Here is a 16411-nt window from a genome sequence, read left to right as displayed (position 1 = left end):
CGCGGGACCTTACGCGGCATGGATGCCGCGTAAGAGCTTACAAGGACGTACTTGCAGCGTGTCCCGCGATGGTAGGCAGGCAAGCACCCTGCAGCAAACCTGCCGCTCAGCAGCTCCGGGATGGAACAGCGTGACGTAGTTTGGTCAGCCGCTCTTACTCGGCAGCAGGCTTGGCGTCGTGCTTGGTGTCCAGGAAGTAGGCCACCACCTCGCCCTTGACCTTCATCGTCATCGGGTTGCCGCGGCGGTCGCGCGACTTGCCGACCTGCACCTTGATCCAGCCTTCGCTGACCGAGTATTCCTCCACGTTGTCGCGCTCGACACCGTTGAAGCGCACGCCGATGCCGCGGTTGAGGGCGTCGGCATCGTGGAACGGGCTGCGTGGGTCGATGGCCAGGTGATCGGGAGGGGTATCGCTCATGGGAAAGGCGTCATGACCGGCCGGGATGGTGGTCTTCGGCCGCACAGGATACGGGCCTGCGCCCGGAAGACCAGCCCTGCGCGCGCGAGGCAGGGCGGGGGCCGGTTTGCTTGCGCCGCGTCAGGCCTCACACTGCGCATCTGCAATTCTCGAGCGAGACCATGATGCCCGACAACAGTGCCGACTACGAAGACGACGAAGGCCTGCCGCCGGAGGGCGACGAAGACGATGTCGACGACCATCCGGCGCGGGTCTGGAACCTGCTGGTATTGATCAACCCGGGCGACGAAGACACCGCGCTGGCGCAGTTCGACGCCTGGCGCGAAACGCGGGCCGAAACCGATGGCGACGAAGGCGACGATGCCTGGTTGTGGACGCTCACGGACGTGATCGACTGGCGCTCGGGCTTCTATGTCGACTGGAAGGACACAGATTCGTTCATCGCCGCCATCGACGAACTGGGCGCGCGCTGGAATCTGCGCATCGACTGGGGTGGCGACCTCGACGACGAGGACTTCGCCAGTGGCCTGGATGTGCCCGACCTGATGGCGGTGGCGTTCGATCGCCTGCGCGAACACGGGTACTCGCTGTGGAACTGGAACACCGGCGGCGATGCGTATGCTGGCTGGATCGCGCTCAGCCGCGACGACGATGCGATGCTGGCACTCACCTCGTTGCTCGGGGTCGAAGTGCGGCTGGGCAACGAGGCGTTCTGACCGACGAGCGGCCGGCGGCATTGGCTGCCACCGGCCGATCCGCTGCGGTTACTGACGCGCCATCAACGAGATGTTGTTGAAGCCGCCCGTGCCGCCGATCAGGGTGATGTAGTAGGTGCCTGCCCGCGGTGCCGCCAGGCGTATCGTCTGCGCGCTGCCGGTCCGCACCGAGCGCAGGTCGTAACTGGCGGTGGTGGGTTGCTCGCCGAACTTCACGTACATGGCGACATTGCCGCCACCGCCGAAGCTGAGCAGGTTCAACGCGCTGCCGGCCGTGGCGGTGTAGCTGTAGACCAGTTGGTCGCCTTCGCCCACGCTTTGCGCGACCAATGGCTGACGGTTGCTCAGTGGCAGCGTGACTGGCGGGCAACCCGCGCCGATGCAGTTGTTCTGCACATAGTCCAGCGCCGCTGCGGCATCCACGATACCGCTGCCGATCGGCGTGCTGAGCGGCGGAGCGACCGGGAAAGGACGGGCGGTCTGGCGCAGCAAGGTTTCCAGTTGCGCCGGGGTCAGCGGCCTCTTGCCGGCGCCGGCAAGATAGCTCTGTACCAGGGCTGCAACGGCGGCCACGTGAGGCGTGGCCATCGAGGTGCCGGCCTGGCCGACATAGGTGTAGTCGCCGGACGTCGGCGTGGTCTTGCCGGTGTAGCCGGTCGACAGCACGAAGCCATCCCATTGATTGTTGCCTGGGTCCTCGAACGCACCGCCGCCCGGGCCGGCCAGATCCACGCTGCTGCCGAAATTGGAGTAGAAGGCGATGCCGCCGGTGATGCGGGTGGCGCCCACGTTGACGACATTGCGGCAGCTGGCGGGGCTGGACTGCGCGGCATTGCTGGCGTCGTTGCCGGCCGCAACCACCACCACGCTGCCGTTGGCCACGGCGCCATCGATCGCGCGCTGGGTGTCGGAGTCGCAACTGCCTGGGCCGCCCAGGCTCAGGCTGATCACTTCGGCAGGGTGGGTATTGTCGGGCACGCCGTCGATATGCCCGCCGGACGCCCACAGGATGGCATCGGCGATGTCCGCGCCCGAACCGCCGCACTGCCCCAGGACACGGATCGGCAGGATCTGCGCGTCATGCGCGACGCCGGCGCCGCCGATGCCGTTGTTGGTCAGTTCGCCGATGGTGCCGGCGGTGTGGGTGCCGTGCCAGGAGCTGTCTCTGGGTGGCTGGAAGCAGGCGTTGTTCTCCTCGAGCCAGTCGCCCATGTCCAGCGCGCCGGGAACGCGTTCGTCGGTCGGTCGGCGCGAGATGAAGGCGCTGCTGATGAAGTCGTAGCCCGGCAGGATGTGGTCGTTGCGCTTGAGATCCGGATGATCGGGCAGGATGCCGGTATCCAGCACCGCCACTACGGTGCCTGCCCCGGTGGAGGCCGCCCATGCCTGCGGTGCGCGGATGCCGCCAGGGCCGTCCTGCAGGTGCCACTGGAAGTTGGCATAGCGGGGGTCGTCGGGCGGCGTGGTTGCTGCTGGGGTAGCGACGACGGGTCCGGCCAGGTCGTCCACCGCGTACATCATCCGATCGAACTGCGCATAGTCCACGGCCGGATCGGCACGCAGCTCGCGCAGCAGGTTGTCCTGTTCGGACGGACTCAAGGTCTCGGCGATCCGCAACAGGCTCGCGCCGGTGCCAGTACGGCGCAGCACGCGTGCGTTGACCGGGGCGGCACGACTGGCGCCGGCGGCGGTACGCAGCACATTCGCGCGCCGCGCGGCCGTGGACACGATCGCCAGCCGTGCATTGTCCGAGCCGACCGTGTCGCGGTATCTGACGATCAGGCGGCCAGTGAAACGTGTGGCGGTGGGGACTTCCGCGCCGGACAGGCCGCGCAGTTGCAGATCGTTGCTGGCGGCCTGCGATTGAAAGGGTGCGGCGGCGAGTACGGCGCTCAGAAGCAGGGTTCGGAGCGGCAGAGAAGCATCGTTCATGGGCAGAAATCTCAAGAAGGGAATTCGGTGAAAGGAGGGAGCCGGCAAGCGGCGGGCCTAGAGCGTGTTATGTGCTTTGAGGTGAGTGCGAAGAGTCATGTGGCGCGTCGAGACAAGGCGTGCGCTGCAGCCCAGGCTGGCCGCCTGGGCCAGGCGCGCAACGCGGTATCGGCGCGCCACAGGGCGCTTCCCGGAGGGTTGGCCGTCAGCGGCACGGAGCGCGCGCCGCGCGGCTTGCCTTTGCGCCAGCCAAGCCGGCGCCACGCAGCACCCGCTCCGCACCGCTGGCGGCCAACGCATCTCATCTCAAAGTGCATAACACGCTCTATAGGTCCACGCCGAAGCCAAGGCCAGCGGAGGTGTCGCTGCCGCTGAAGGCGCCGCCAAGACTGAACGAGCCGCGCTCGCCGACCTTGCGGGCATAGCCGATCGACAACGCACGCTCGCTGCTCTGGAAGCCGGCGCCCACCGCGATGCGTCCGCGCGCGCTCTGCGTGCCGGCCGCGTTGACTGCCATGTTGAGCATGGCCGAGCTCATCGCCCCCATCCGATCGATGCGCCGGTCCATGTTCTGGAAGCGGCGCAGGCTGTCATCGTGCAATTGGGTGAAGCTGTCGCTCAACGCGGAGACGCGGCTGTCGGTATAGCGGTTGGCCGAGCCCAGGGTGCGCGCATCGCCGGCCGAGACCTGGGCCACGTTGGCGGCGTCGGTGTCGGCGCGGCCGGCAGCGAGGTTGCTGATCTGCCGCTCCGCCCCGGCGCTGCCCACCGAGACCGTATTGGCACGGTCGGCGACCGCGCCACGGCCGATCGCCACCGCGTTGTCGGCGGTGACCTGCGCGCCCTGGCCCAGCGCGGTGCCGGAAGCGGCCTGCACGCTGGAACCCTCGCCCACCGCGACCGCGTTGGTGGCTGCCGTTGCGATGCTGCTGTTGGCGCCCACCGCCGTACTGCCGTCCGCATTGACCTTGGCATTGGCACCCAGTGCGGTGTCCTGTGGGCCGTAGGCCAGCGCCGCTGCACCGACGGCCAGGCCGTTTTCGCCGTTGGCAACGGCTGCCGACCCGATCGCCACCGCATTGGTGCCGCTTCCCACCACCGGCGCCTGGCTGTTGCCGCCGACTGCCACGTTACCGGCGGTGCCTGCCTGCAGGCCGCTGAGACGTCCGTCGAAGGCGCTCAGCGCGGTATCGACGGCGCCCATCGCCCCGCCGATGTCGGTGTAGCTGCGGCCCTGGATCAGATAGCTGCCGCCCAGCAGGTTGCCGTTGCCATCGAACACGCCATTGCCGCCCAACGCGGACGCGACGCTGCGCAACTGCGCCAGCGTGACCGCATCGTTGTCCTCGGTACCGGCTGCAACGCTGGTGATCTGGCGGGTCAGCCCGGCGGCGACATCGCCGACCGAGACGGTGTTGCTGCGCGTGGCATGCGAGTAGGCACCAAGTGCGACGGCGCTGCTGGGTGCGCGATTCCACGCGTCGTCCACCCAATCGCCGACCCGCGCGCCATAGCCGATGGCGGTGGCGTCCACGCCATCGGTACGGGTATCGGCACCGAGGGCGGTGCTGTTGGGATTGAACCACGAGGTCTCGGCGCGCGCGCCCAACGCGATACTGTTGACGGTATGGCTCACCGCGTTGTGGCCCAGCGCGATCGCATCCACCTCCGAGCTCAAGGCAAAGGCACCCACTGCGACGGTGTGGGCCGCGAAGCTGCCGGCGCTGTGGCCGATCGCCACCGCACCGGTATTCCCTGGCTGGTTGGGGAAGACGTTGGCGTTGTAGCCGATCGCCACCGCATAGTTGGACTGGGTCTGGGCCCCGGCGCCCAGTGCGATCGCGCCGGTGCCGGTGGCGGCGGCGATACCGGAGCTGTTGCCGGCCTCGGCCGCTGCGGTGCTGATGCCGCCGATCGCCACGCTGTCGATGCCGCTGGCCAGCGCGTTGATGCCGATCGCCACCGTGCTGTCGGCGGTGGCGCGCGCGAAGTAACCCAGTGAGGTACTCATCAGGCCGGAGGCCAGCGACAATCCACCGACGGCGGTGGAGGCTTCGGTGAAGGCGCGTGCGCGGTAACCCAGCGCGGTACTCTGTATCGCCCGCGCTTCGCTGCCGCTTCCCAGCGCGGTTGCCAGCGGCTCGCTCGCCTTGGCGCCACCGCCGAGCGCGATGGCCCCGAAGCCGTTGGCTTCGGTCGATTCGTCGTGGCTGCCGATGATCTCGCCCGCTTCGTTGTAGTCGAAGACCTGGGTGGTGCCGCCGATGGCGACGGCCGACTGGCCGGTGGCCGTGGCCGCGTAGCCGGCGGCCAGCGCGAATCGCTCGGTCACCGTGGCGCCGGCACCCAGGGCCACGCCGCCCTCGGCCAGGGCATTGCTGGCTTCGCCGATCGCCACGGCATACGGGTCGCTGGCGAATGCCCCGACATCCTCGGCAGGGTCGCTGCCGCCGACGATGTGCAAGTGCTTGCCGCTATCGTCGTCGCCGGTATCGGCGGCTTCGTCGCTGGGTACCTCCTGGAGCGTGTCGACGGCGCTGGACGGCGTCGCCACGGCAGGCGCCTGTGCGGATGCAATGGTCTGCGCCTGGGCGGCCGCCACGCCACCGGCCAGCAGCATGGCGGTCAGCAAGGCGCGGTGCAGGACGTGCTGGGATCCGGCACCGCGAACGGTGGCCAGGGCGAGGGAAGACTGGGCCGGACGCAGGCCCGGATGATTGTCCATCAGGTAGCTCATCGATATCCCCTGAAACGGTTGGGAGGAAAGACGGTTGCAACCCGAGTCCGATGCATCCCCGTGTTGTGCCGGGTCTCTGGAAGCTGCCTGTCGCGTGCGTCAAAAAGTTGTCACGTGCGATCCGGCGTGTCACCAAACGACGATTGCATCCACTCACCACGAATGTGAGGATGTGCAGCCGTAGAGGCCGCCTGTTCCGGATCCCCGTGAAGTTCCTCACCGCAACGCAGTGGCGCACGGCACCGGCGGGGGACGATCCGGGCGATCGCCGCCACGCGGCGTTCCTGCAGGTGCTGCTGGCGGCGACGGTGCTGTACGGGGCCGGCGATCTCGGGTTTTTCTTCTACGTCGCCGGGGTGGAACGGTTATTGAGCCGTGCCGACCTGTTGCTGGCGGCGGTGGGAATCGTCTTGAGCGCCGCTGGTGCGCTCGCGGGCATGTGGCAAGTCAGGCGCGGCGATATGGCGATGGCGGTGAGGCTCTATGTCGCGGCGACGCTGGCCGGCGCGCTGGTGACCTACGTCCGAGCCGACCTCTATGACCTGTTGATCAATCCGCTGCCGCTGCTGGCGCTGGTGTTGACCGGCATGGTGCTGGGACGGCGCGACCTGTGGCGCGTGTTCCTGTTGCTGGCAGCGATCTGCACGCTGGGCGGGCTGGCACAGGCGATCTGGCCGGTGCCCTGGCGCTCGGTGCGTGGAAACATCGCGTTGGCCGCCATCACCCTCGGCGCGTATCTGCTGATCACCCTGATCCTGGACCGCACCATCGCCGCCTTGCGCGAGAGCCTGCGCGAATCGGAACAGCGGCGGCGCGAACTGGAGCAGCTCAACCGCCGGCTGCTGGAAGAGATGGCCGAGCGCGAGCGCGTGCAGGAGCAGTTGATCCATACCCAGAAGATGGAAGCGCTCGGGCGGCTGGCGGCCGGCGTCGCCCACGACTTCGACAACCTGATCAACGTGATCGTCGGCTATGCGCAGCAGCGCGACGCCCTGGAGGGCTATGGCGAAGCGCCCTTGCTCAAGACCTTGGAGAACATCGAGGCCGCCTCGCGGCGTGCGCTGACGGTCAGCCGCCGGATCCTCAATTTCGGGCGTGCCGAACCCGGCGTGCCAACGCTGTTCGACGCGCGCGCGGCCTTGCGCGAGTCCGAGCCGACCCTGCGCCAACTGTTCGGCCACGAGATCCGCCTGGTCGGCATCGACGACGGGCCGCCGCTGTGGGTGCGCATGGATCGCGACGATCTGGAACTGGTGCTGCTCAACATCGCCGCCAACGCACGCGATGCCATGGACGGACAGGGCGTGTTCCGCATCGAGGGCGAACAACGTCAGCAGACGGTGTGGCTGCGCCTGTGCGACTCCGGCCCGGGGATCGCCGCGCACCTGCTGGAACGCGTACTCGAACCGTTCTACACCACCAAGCCGGTCGGCAAGGGCACCGGCCTGGGCTTGTCGGTGGTCCAGGGCATCCTGGCGGCTGCCGGCGGGCAGGTGACGGCGGGCAACGCGGCGCAGGGCGGCGCCTGCCTGTGCCTGCAGTTGCCGCTGGCCCAGCCGCCGCCAGAGCTTCAATCGGCCAGCAGGTAGCCCATTCCGCGCGAGGACAACAACGGCAGTGCCGGCCCCTGCTCGGCGGTGATCCGCGTGGCCTTGCGCCGCAGGCGGTGGATCAGCATCTCCAGACGGTGCAGATCGAACTCGCCGGTGTCCGCTTCCAGTGCCGACACCAGGGCCTCGCGCTCCACCGCCTGGCCGCGCTGTGCATCCAGGCAACGCATCAGGCGGCGCTCCAGCGCGGTCAGCACCATGATGCGCCCGTCCGGCGCCAGCAGGCACCAGCCGTCCGACTCCAGCCGCCAGGCCGGTCTGGGCGGCGGGACGCTGGCAACCGGCTGCAGACGCCTGGCCAGGTTGCGCAGGGTCAGCGCGAGGATTTCCGGATCGGCCGGCTTGCGCAGGAAGGCATCGGCACCGCCATGCAGGGCGCGCACATGGTCGCCACGGCCACGGTTGCCGGTCAGCACCACGATTCCCAGCCCGGCGAACAACGCGCGCAGATGCGTGATCACGCTCAATCCGCTTTCGTCAGGAAGGCCCAGGTCGAGCACGACCAGATCGAAGGCCTGCTCCAGCATCAGTCGATACAGCTCGCCGGCGGTACCGGCGCCGCTGACCCGGAAGCCGAACGCGCGTAGTCCAGGCACGAGGATGTCCTCGCGCAGCAAGGCATCGTCTTCCAGCACGGCGACGGACACCAACGGCAACGTTTCGGGGGCAGGAACACGAACGGGCACGACGACTCTCCACAGCTGCATCGCAATAGTGACAGGCCCAGGTATCGGCAGGAACGGTCTACCTGGTTCTTTCGCAGTGCTAGCGATGCGACAGCGTCTCAAACGACGGTATCGATGGGCTGGCGATGTCTTTGGGCGCGCTTGGTGGCGGATACGGGATCCGGCCACATCGCGCGCTCAGGGGCGCTCGCCACGGGCCTGCGCGCGCGCGTTGGCGATCAATGCCTTGAGCCGTGCGCGGTCGGTGTGGCGGGAAATGGCGATGGCGCCCAGGGCGATCGCCTCGGCGCGCAGCGGGGCGGGCACGTCGTAGTGCGCGCCGCTGAGCTTGTTCTGGAAGGCGCGGCGGGGGATGCCCAACCGCGCCGCCATGGCATGCAGCTCGTCCAGCGTATCGCCGAGCAGGTGCGCCCAGCGCTGCTCGCGCCACAGGTGCACCGCATCGTCGACGTAGACCGCCATCGGCCGGGTCAGGCCTGCTTGGGCTTGTTCGGCTGTTTGCCGGCGTCTTCGTCGGCGTCGTCCGCTACCGCGTCGGCGCTGTCTTCGCCGGCGTCTGCGTCTGCCGCAGGCGCATCGCCGCTGGCAGCGTCCTCGCCAGCCGTGCCTTCGGCGGCGTCCGCTGCGGCGTGTTCGGAATCCAGCTCGCCGTCTTCATCGGCGTCGGCATTCTGGAATTCGGCCACCCGCGCGGCCAGGTACTCCTCGGCGGTCTGGCCTTCGTCGGCGGCCAGGTCGTCGATCAGCTGCTGCAGCTGGGTCGAATAGTCCAGCGAGATGGTCTTGCCTTCGGCTTCCTGCAGGTTGGCCAGATGCTTGAGCATGGCCAGCATCGGTACCGGGTTGTCGGCGCTGCCCATGGTCTGGCCGCCGATCGACAGCAGCCACTCGCCGTTGCCCTGCAGGCCGATGGCGGCCACCACGCGGCCGTCGGCATCCTGCAGGACCGCGTGGTTGGCGATCTGGGGCGCCTGGCCCAGACGGACGAAGGGGCGCTTGGGCTGCTGCTTCTTGCGCTTGTCGCGCTTGGCCTTGGAATTGCGGGACACGGTCTTCTCGACGCTGGGAATGGCCCGCCATTCTAGAGCGTGCGCCGCACGATGCGTTGCGCGCGGCGTGGAGGCCTTGGCGCAGCCCATACGCACCGGGGCTGCTGCGACGCGGTGCACCACCGTGACGGCGGCTTCGTTCGGATCGAATCCGTTCCGCGCATCCGGACGACACCACTGGCTGGCGCGCGCGAGGTCACAGACCACGAGCCTGCGTCAGGCTGCGCTGGGGCGGCTCACTGTGCGGACGGAGCGGCTTCCACCGCCACCCGCGGCGCGGCGACCGCCGCTTCGGCCGCCCTGGCCAGTGCGGCCGCCGACGCCACCTGCGCACGGGACGACACGCGCGGTGCGGCCGGGGGCGGCGCTGCCGCAGCGGCGGTGGGGGAGGACGGGACCGCTGCCGCTGGCGTGGGCGTGCTGCCTTCGACCGGCGTGCCCACGGTTGCGGTGCCGGTGGCCGGCGCGCCGCTCAGGTCGGGCACGTGGGTGTCCGCATCGCGGATCGGCTTGCCCAGCGCCACGCCCTGGCCAGCGCCCGCCAGCGCCGCGTTCTCGGCGTCCTGGGTCATCACCACGATACTGATGCGGCGGTTGATCGGGTTCTGCGGATCGGCCTTGTCGAACAGCACCGACGAGGACAGCCCGACCACGCGGGTCACCTTGGCATCGGACATGCCGCCGCCCACCAGCGCGCGGCGCGCCGCATTCGCGCGGTCGGCGCTGAGTTCCCAGTTGGTATAGCCGGCGTCGCTGCTGTAGGCGGTGGTATCGGTGTGGCCGGTGATGCTGATGTGGTTGGGTACCTGATTGATGAAGCTGGACAGCTCATGCAGGATCGCCACGGTATACGGCTTGAGCTGATCGCGGCCGATATCGAACATCGGCCGGTTCTGCTTGTCCACGATCTGAATGCGCAGGCCATCGGGCGTGAGGTCCAGCAACAACTGGTCCTTGAACGGCTCCAGCGCCTGGCTCTTGTCGATGGCTTCCTTCAGTTCCTGCATCAGCGCTTCCAGGCGCTTCTTGTCCTTGGCGCGGCTATCCACGTCGGTGTCGGCCGCGTTGTCGCGCTTGCGGCCCATCTCGTCCTTCTCGCCCTTGGCCATGTCGGCGGTGCCGCCGAGCTTGATCATCGAGGTGCTGGCGCCGCCGGGGCCGTTCATGCCGGGCGAGGGCGCCGGCGACTTGCCGGACAACGGGCTGGGATTGCGGAAGTATTCGGAGATCGCCGCGCGCTGCTCCTTGGTGGTGGCCGCCATCAGCCACAGCACCAGGAAGAAGGCCATCATCGCGGTCACGAAGTCGGCGAAGGCCACCTTCCAGGCGCCGCCGTGATGGCCGCCGCCCTGCACCTTCTTGACCCGCCGGATGATGACGGTGGATTTGGCCTCGGCCATGACCGCGGTCCTACTTGATCGTCTTCAGGTGCGTTTCGAAATCGCCGAAGCTCGGACGCACGTTGGAAGGCAGGGTCTTGCGCGCGAATTCCAGCGCGATCTTCGGGTTGTAGCCACGCAGGCAGGCCAGCAGCGCGGTCTTGACCGCTTCGTAGATGCGCCCGTCCTGTTCGGCGCGCGCTTCCATCGCCGCCGACAGCGGCGACACGAAGCCGTACGCCAGCAGGATGCCCAGGAAGGTACCGACCAAGGCGGCACCGACGTGGTGGCCGATCTCCTCGATCGGCCCGCCGATCGAGCCCATGGTGATCACGATGCCGAGCACCGCGGCCACGATGCCGAAGCCGGGCAGGCCGTCGGACACCTTGCTCAGCGCATGCGATGGCGCCAGGGCTTCGTGGTGGTGTTTTTCCAGTTCGAGTTCGAGCAGCGGTTCCAGCTCGTGCGGCTCGATGTTGCTGCCGATCATCAGGCGCAGGCAGTCGGTGATGAAGTCCAGCAGATGATGGTCGGCCACCACCTTGGGGTAGTTGCCGAAGATGGTGCTGTCCTGCGGCTTTTCGACATGGTCTTCCAGCGCCATGAAGCCGTCGCGGCGGGCCTTGTTGAGCAGCTCGTAGATCAGGCTCAGGGTGTCCTTGTAGTCGTCGGACTTGTACTGCGGACCCTTGAACACGCCCATGATGCCGCTGAGCGTTTCCTTGACGATCTTGCCCGGAGTGCTGACCAGGAACGCGCCCAGCGCCGCGCCACCGATGATCATCAGCTCGTACGGCTGCCACAACGCGCCCAGCTTTCCGTGCGACAGCACGTAGCCGCCGAGGACGCTGACGATGACGACAATGAAGCCAACGATGATGAGCATGGCGCAGCCGGACGCAAACTGGGGTTGCTAGTGGTTTCGGCTTGCGTGGCGGATTCTTGAAGTGCCAGGTGCGAAGGTGTGCGCTCCAGCTGAACGCTCAGCCGATTGTCGCGGCGGCCTCATGCACACATTTGACCGCTTCGCCGCCAGCCAGCGACAGCGTCGCTTCGCCGCCATGTTCCCAGAACTGATTGCCCTGGGCATCGGCAAAACGCGCCCCGGAGCCGGCCTGGGCGCCGAGCAAGGTCAGGGTTCGTTGTTCCAGCGTCAGGCGAAGGGCATCGCTGGCCGGATCGAAACGTGTGGTGACGCGACGTGGGCCGCAGCGCCAGACCACCGCATCGGCGGGTAGCGATGACGCATCGGATGGGGCGCTTGCCGTGTCCGGGCGGGGTAGCGGGCCATTCACGCTGGCGTCGGTGCCGGCGGGAGGCTGGTGGGCGGGGGCGGCAGGCGAGCCTGCAACTGGCGAGCTGGCCGGCTGCGCCGTTGTTGGTCTGTCGCCTGCGCTGCAAGCGGCAAGCGCGCTCGCCAGCAGGCTGGCGGAGATCAGGGTCGAGAGGATCTGCATCTGCTGGACTCCTGGCTGGATCCGGATTGCCGCGGCAGCGGCGATGAAGCGCGCATGGCTGCATTTGCCACGATGCGGCCATGCGATCGCCGCAGCCGTCGATCGCGTCCGCTTCCCGGCGTCGTGGAGCCTCAGGCCGGCTGCGCCTCTGCGCCACCACGCTGCAAGGGATTCGGGAACGGCTGCCCGGTTTCTGTGAAGCCCAGCGACACCGAATTGAGGCAGTGGCGCTCGCCGGTCGGCGGCGGGCCGTCCGGAAACACGTGGCCCAGATGGCTGTCGCAGCGCGCGCAGACGATCTCGGTGCGAATCATGCCGTAACTGGTATCACGGATCTCGCGGACATGGGCGCTGTCGTACGGGGCGAAGAAGCTCGGCCAGCCGGTGCCGGAGTCGAACTTGGTGCTGGAGCGGAACAGCGGCAGCCCGCACAGGCGGCAGCCGTAGACGCCGTCCAGCTTGTTGTCCAGGAACACCCCGCAGAACGGCGCCTCGGTGCCATGTTGCAGCAAAACGCGCCGTTCCTCGTCGCTGAGCCCGGCGATCAGGGCGTCGCGCTGGGCGGGGGAGGGAGGGGTCAGATCGAACTGGCTCATGAGGCTCTCGCAGAACTGCGCCAGCAGGGCGCCGGCATCTGCTCCAGTGATGTGGGCAGTGCGCGACGGGTTCAACCGCCCGATGTCGCGCCCGGGCCGGCGGCCCCCCGTGCGCGCGGGGCTCGGACCGTTGCGCCGCGCCTGTTCCGGGCGCGCCCGGCAGCGCAGCCGTAGCGTGAGTGATCAGGGCACGCCTCTTCGCGCCGCCGTGATCTGGCCGACGCGTTCATCGGCAGAGCGCGGACCTGCATTGCCGTACCGGCCTGGCGTCCCCATTGCAGTGGAACGACCACATTACCGGGGGTGACGTCATGGCAATCCAGCGTTCGATACGCGGCGTGCTGCTTTGCGTATTAATTACCTGCGCTGGCGCGGCATTGGCGCAATCGGCCACCAGTACGCGCTCGTCCACGAGCCTGCAGCCCATCACCACGCCGACGCCGGTTCAGCCGACCGTGACGCCCCCGCGTGCCATGCAGCCGCCCCCGGCCGCCGCACCCGTGCCCTCGCAGCTGGGGCAGCGCCCGGCCGCGCCGACCATCCCGACCCATGGCCCGGCGCTGACGCCGACGGCACCGGCAGGCAGCCAGGTCGCGCCCGCCGGCGCGCCCATGGTCTACGACCGCAATGGCCGTCTGCTGCAAGGCATGCAGCCGGCCGGTCCCAACCGGGTGCTGGATATCAAGACCGGGCGTTACTACGACGCGGTTCCGGCCGGCGACGGCATGCGCGTGGTGCGTTGACCCCAGCCGTCACGAATCCCCACTCCCGAATCCTGGATCTCAGCCCTCGATCGGCAACGCCAGGGTCTCCTTGACCTCTTCCATCACGATGTAGCTCTTGGATTCGCGCACGTGCGGCAGGGTCAGCAAGGTGCTGCCGAGCAGTTTGCGATAGGAGGCCATCTCGCTGATGCGTGCCTTGAGCAGATAGTCGAAATCGCCGGAGACCAGGTGGCATTCCAGCACGTTGGGCAGCTTCAGCGCGGCGCGGCGGAATTCCTCGAAGATGTCGCCGGATTTGTAGGCCAGGCTGATCTCCACGAAAACCAGCAGGCTGGCCTTGAGATAATGCGGATCCAGCCGGGCGTAGTAGCCGGTAATGGCGCCGTCGCGCTCCAGCCGGCGCACCCGCTCGGTGCACGGCGTGGTCGACAGGCCCACCCGTTCGCCCAGTTCCGTGAACGAAATGCGCCCCTCCTGCTGCAGGATGCGCAGGATCTTGCGATCGATCTTGTCCAGTTCGCGCGTACGGGCGGGCATGGGATTTGGCTCCACTGGGTTTGACAGGAATTTTCACTGCAAAGGCGGCTCCATTCCGGAAATGGCACTGCCTGGCTCGCAATATACTGTGCCTAACTGGTTCCCCAAGTGCGTAGTCGTGGGGGAATACCCTTTCAGGAGAGCGACATGCGGGTGCTCATTCTCGGTAGCGGCGTCATCGGCACCACCAGCGCGTGGTATCTGGCCCAGGCCGGCTGCGAGGTCACCGTGGTCGACCGCCAGCCGGCGGCGGCGCTGGAGACCAGCTATGCCAATGCCGGCCAGCTGTCGTTCGGCTATACCTCGCCATGGGCCGCGCCCGGCGTACCCGGCAAGGCGATGAAGTGGTTGTTCGAACAGCATGCGCCGCTGTCGATCCGCCCCACCCGCGATCTGCGCCAGCTGGCATGGCTGAGCCAGATGCTGCGCAACTGCACCGCCGAGCGTTACGCGGTGAACAAGGCGCGCATGGTGCGCATGTCCGACTACAGCCGCGACTGCCTCAATGCGTTGCGTGCCGACACCGGCATCGAATTCGAAGGCCGCCAGCTTGGCACCACCCAGCTGTTCCGCACCCAGCAGCAGCTGGATGCCGCCGCGCAGGACATCGAGGTGCTGGCCCAGTACGGCGTGCCGTACGAGCTGCTGAGCCCGGCGCAGATCGCCCAGTACGAGCCCGGCCTGGCCGGGGGCGGTGCGCAGATGGCCGGCGCCCTGCGCCTGCCCGAAGACCAGACCGGCGACTGCCGGCTGTTCACCCAGCGCTTGGCCGCGCTGGCCGCGCAGGCCGGCGTCACCTTCCGCTACGGGCAGCAGGTCGAGCGCCTGCTGCATGCCGGTGGTGAGATCGCCGGTGTGCAGATCGACGGCCGCACCGAGACCGCCGACCGCTACGTGCTGGCGCTGGGCAGCTATTCGGCCGACCTGCTGCTGTCGCTGGGCCTGCACCTACCGGTCTATCCGCTCAAGGGCTATTCGCTGACCATTCCGATCGTCGATGCGCAGCGCGCGCCGACCTCCACGGTGCTGGACGAGAGCTACAAGATCGCCTTGACCCGCTTCGACGACCGCATCCGCGTCGGCGGCATGGCCGAGGTGGCCGGGTTCGACCTGTCGCTGAATCCACGCCGCCGCGCCACCTTGGAAATGGTGGTCAACGACCTGTATCCCGGCGGCGGCGACCTGGCGCACGCCGAGTTCTGGACCGGTCTTCGCCCGGCCACCCCGGATGGCACGCCGGTGGTCGGTGCCACGCCGTATTCCAACCTGTTCCTCAATACCGGCCACGGCACCCTGGGCTGGACCATGGCCTGCGGCTCCGGGCGCTACCTGGCCGACCTGATGCAGGGGCGCACGCCCGAAATCGATACCGAAGGGCTGGACGTGTTCCGCTACCTGTCACCGCGCACGGCGCGTCCGCAGCGGGAGGCCGCGTAGTGCGTCCTGCGCAGGCGTCGATCGATCTGGACGCATTGCGTCACAACTACCGCCTGGCCAGACGGCTGGGCGGCAGCAAGGCGCTGGCGGTGGTCAAGGCCGATGCCTATGGGCACGGCGCGGTGCGCTGCGCGCAGGCGCTGGAGCCGGAGGCCGACGGCTTCGCAGTGGCCTGCATCGAAGAGGCGCTGGAACTGCGCCAGGCAGGTATCGCTGCGCCGATCCTGCTGCTGGAAGGCTTTTTCGAGCAGGACGAGCTGCGCCTGATCGCCGAGCACGATCTATGGACGGTGGTGGCCACCCCGCAGCAGGTGCGCGCACTGGCCGAGTTCCAGAGCCCGCGGCCGCTGCGCATCTGGTTGAAGCTGGATAGCGGCATGCACCGGCTGGGGCTGTCGCCGGAGGACTTCCGCGCGGCCTGGCTGCGCCTGCGTGGCCTGCCCCAGATCGCCTCGATCGTGCTGATGACCCACCTGGCGCGTGCCGACGAGCTGGACTGCAGCCGCACCGACGAACAGGCGGTGGCCTTTGCGCTGACCGCTGGCGGCATGCGTGCGGAAACCAGCATCCGCAATTCGCCCGGTCTGCTCGGCTGGCCGGCCCTGCGCAACGACTGGTCGCGCCCGGGCCTGATGCTGTACGGCGCGAACCCTTTTCCGCAGGACACCGAACTGACCGCACAGCTGCGCCCGGTGATGACGCTGCGCTCGCGCATCATCTCGGTGCGCGAGCTGCCGGTCGGCGAACCGGTGGGTTACGGCGCCCGCTTCGTGGCGCAGCGGCCGACGCGGGTGGGCGTGGTGGCGATGGGATACGCCGACGGCTACCCGCAATTCGCGCCCAACGGTACCCCGGTGCTGGTCGATGGGCAGGTCTGCCCGCTGATCGGGCGCGTGTCCATGGACATGCTGACCGTGGACCTGACCGATCACCCGCAGGCAGGCATCGGCACGCCGGTGCAGCTGTGGGGCCAGGCCCCACGTCCCGGCGCGCTGGCAGCGCACTGCAATGTCAGCGCCTATCAATTGTTGTGCGGCCTAAAGCGCGTGCCGCGGGTGTACGTGGGCGAGGCCGAAGTTTCCTTCTCCCTTCGGGAGAAGGTGGCGCGAAGCGCCGGATGAGGGTGCGA

At 68.3% G+C, this 16411-nt stretch carries 16 protein-coding genes; 5 read left to right on the top strand and 11 right to left on the bottom strand.

Annotation, left to right across the window (positions count from 1 at the left end):
• Positions 1-154: 154 nt before the first annotated feature.
• A complete protein-coding gene (locus LL964_RS19525; RefSeq protein ID WP_104585238.1) occupies positions 155-421 on the bottom strand; it encodes a DUF3297 family protein in 267 nt (88 codons plus the stop codon).
• A 164-nt stretch (positions 422-585) separates the two neighbouring features.
• Here LL964_RS19525 and LL964_RS19520 point away from each other — a divergent pair, with 164 nt between their 5' ends.
• The gene (locus LL964_RS19520) at positions 586-1137 is read left to right on the top strand and encodes a DUF6630 family protein (protein ID WP_104585618.1); all 552 of its coding nucleotides are present in this window, start codon (positions 586-588) and stop codon (positions 1135-1137) included.
• A gap of 48 nt (positions 1138-1185) precedes the next feature.
• On the opposite strand, the gene LL964_RS19515 is transcribed toward LL964_RS19520, so the two are convergent.
• Together LL964_RS19515 and LL964_RS19510 are read right to left on the bottom strand one after the other, a co-directional pair.
• A complete protein-coding gene (locus LL964_RS19515) occupies positions 1186-3069 on the bottom strand; it encodes a S8 family peptidase (RefSeq protein ID WP_104585236.1) in 1884 nt (627 codons plus the stop codon).
• A 325-nt stretch (positions 3070-3394) separates the two neighbouring features.
• Complete coding sequence (locus tag LL964_RS19510; RefSeq protein ID WP_104585232.1) at positions 3395-5806, bottom strand: YadA family autotransporter adhesin; 2412 nt, start codon at positions 5804-5806, stop codon at positions 3395-3397.
• Between the two features lie 206 nt (positions 5807-6012).
• Between LL964_RS19510 and LL964_RS19505 the strand changes: the two genes are divergently transcribed.
• Positions 6013-7395 carry a sensor histidine kinase gene (locus LL964_RS19505; protein ID WP_228329508.1) on the top strand — a complete coding sequence of 461 codons (1383 nt, stop codon included), beginning with the start codon at positions 6013-6015 and terminating at the stop codon, positions 7393-7395.
• Here LL964_RS19505 and LL964_RS19500 read toward each other — a convergent pair.
• The 7 genes from LL964_RS19500 to msrB form a co-directional block, all read right to left on the bottom strand.
• On the bottom strand, positions 7377-8063 hold the full coding sequence (locus tag LL964_RS19500; protein ID WP_104585617.1) for a response regulator transcription factor: 687 nt from the start codon (positions 8061-8063) through the stop codon (positions 7377-7379). The genes LL964_RS19505 and LL964_RS19500 overlap by 19 nt on opposite strands.
• Positions 8064-8279: 216 nt before the next feature.
• Positions 8280-8564, bottom strand: coding sequence for a DUF4031 domain-containing protein (locus LL964_RS19495; protein WP_104585228.1), 285 nt, complete (start codon positions 8562-8564; stop codon positions 8280-8282).
• 8 nt (positions 8565-8572) lie between these two features.
• Positions 8573-9151: a hypothetical protein gene (locus LL964_RS19490; protein ID WP_167395180.1), complete on the bottom strand. Its 579-nt coding sequence runs from the start codon at positions 9149-9151 to the stop codon at positions 8573-8575.
• A 236-nt stretch (positions 9152-9387) separates the two neighbouring features.
• Complete coding sequence (motB, locus tag LL964_RS19485; RefSeq protein WP_104585224.1) at positions 9388-10551, bottom strand: flagellar motor protein MotB; 1164 nt, start codon at positions 10549-10551, stop codon at positions 9388-9390.
• A 10-nt stretch (positions 10552-10561) separates the two neighbouring features.
• On the bottom strand, positions 10562-11416 hold the full coding sequence (gene motA, locus LL964_RS19480; RefSeq protein ID WP_003489127.1) for a flagellar motor stator protein MotA: 855 nt from the start codon (positions 11414-11416) through the stop codon (positions 10562-10564).
• A gap of 97 nt (positions 11417-11513) precedes the next feature.
• On the bottom strand, positions 11514-11987 hold the full coding sequence (locus LL964_RS19475) for an MliC family protein (protein ID WP_208621381.1): 474 nt from the start codon (positions 11985-11987) through the stop codon (positions 11514-11516).
• A gap of 131 nt (positions 11988-12118) precedes the next feature.
• Positions 12119-12583, bottom strand: coding sequence for a peptide-methionine (R)-S-oxide reductase MsrB (gene msrB, locus LL964_RS19470; protein ID WP_104585614.1), 465 nt, complete (start codon positions 12581-12583; stop codon positions 12119-12121).
• A gap of 311 nt (positions 12584-12894) precedes the next feature.
• Between msrB and LL964_RS19465 the strand changes: the two genes are divergently transcribed.
• Complete coding sequence (locus LL964_RS19465) at positions 12895-13326, top strand: hypothetical protein (protein ID WP_104585222.1); 432 nt, start codon at positions 12895-12897, stop codon at positions 13324-13326.
• Positions 13327-13365: 39 nt separating this feature from the next.
• Here LL964_RS19465 and LL964_RS19460 read toward each other — a convergent pair whose 3' ends face one another.
• Positions 13366-13845: an Lrp/AsnC ligand binding domain-containing protein gene (locus LL964_RS19460; protein ID WP_104585220.1), complete on the bottom strand. Its 480-nt coding sequence runs from the start codon at positions 13843-13845 to the stop codon at positions 13366-13368.
• Between the two features lie 147 nt (positions 13846-13992).
• Between LL964_RS19460 and LL964_RS19455 the strand changes: the two genes are divergently transcribed.
• The gene (locus LL964_RS19455; RefSeq protein WP_104585218.1) at positions 13993-15282 is read left to right on the top strand and encodes a D-amino acid dehydrogenase; all 1290 of its coding nucleotides are present in this window, start codon (positions 13993-13995) and stop codon (positions 15280-15282) included.
• Entirely contained in the window at positions 15282-16403 is a 1122-nt protein-coding gene (gene alr, locus LL964_RS19450) for an alanine racemase (protein ID WP_104585216.1), read from the top strand. The genes LL964_RS19455 and alr overlap by 1 nt, the downstream gene beginning before the upstream one ends.
• Positions 16404-16411 lie beyond the last annotated feature (8 nt).

This window comes from Xanthomonas melonis (assembly GCF_020783655.1).
GTDB lineage: Bacteria > Pseudomonadota > Gammaproteobacteria > Xanthomonadales > Xanthomonadaceae > Xanthomonas > Xanthomonas melonis.
The sequence above is the reverse complement of the archived record's forward strand: the minus strand, read 5'-3'. Positions and strand labels throughout refer to the sequence as shown.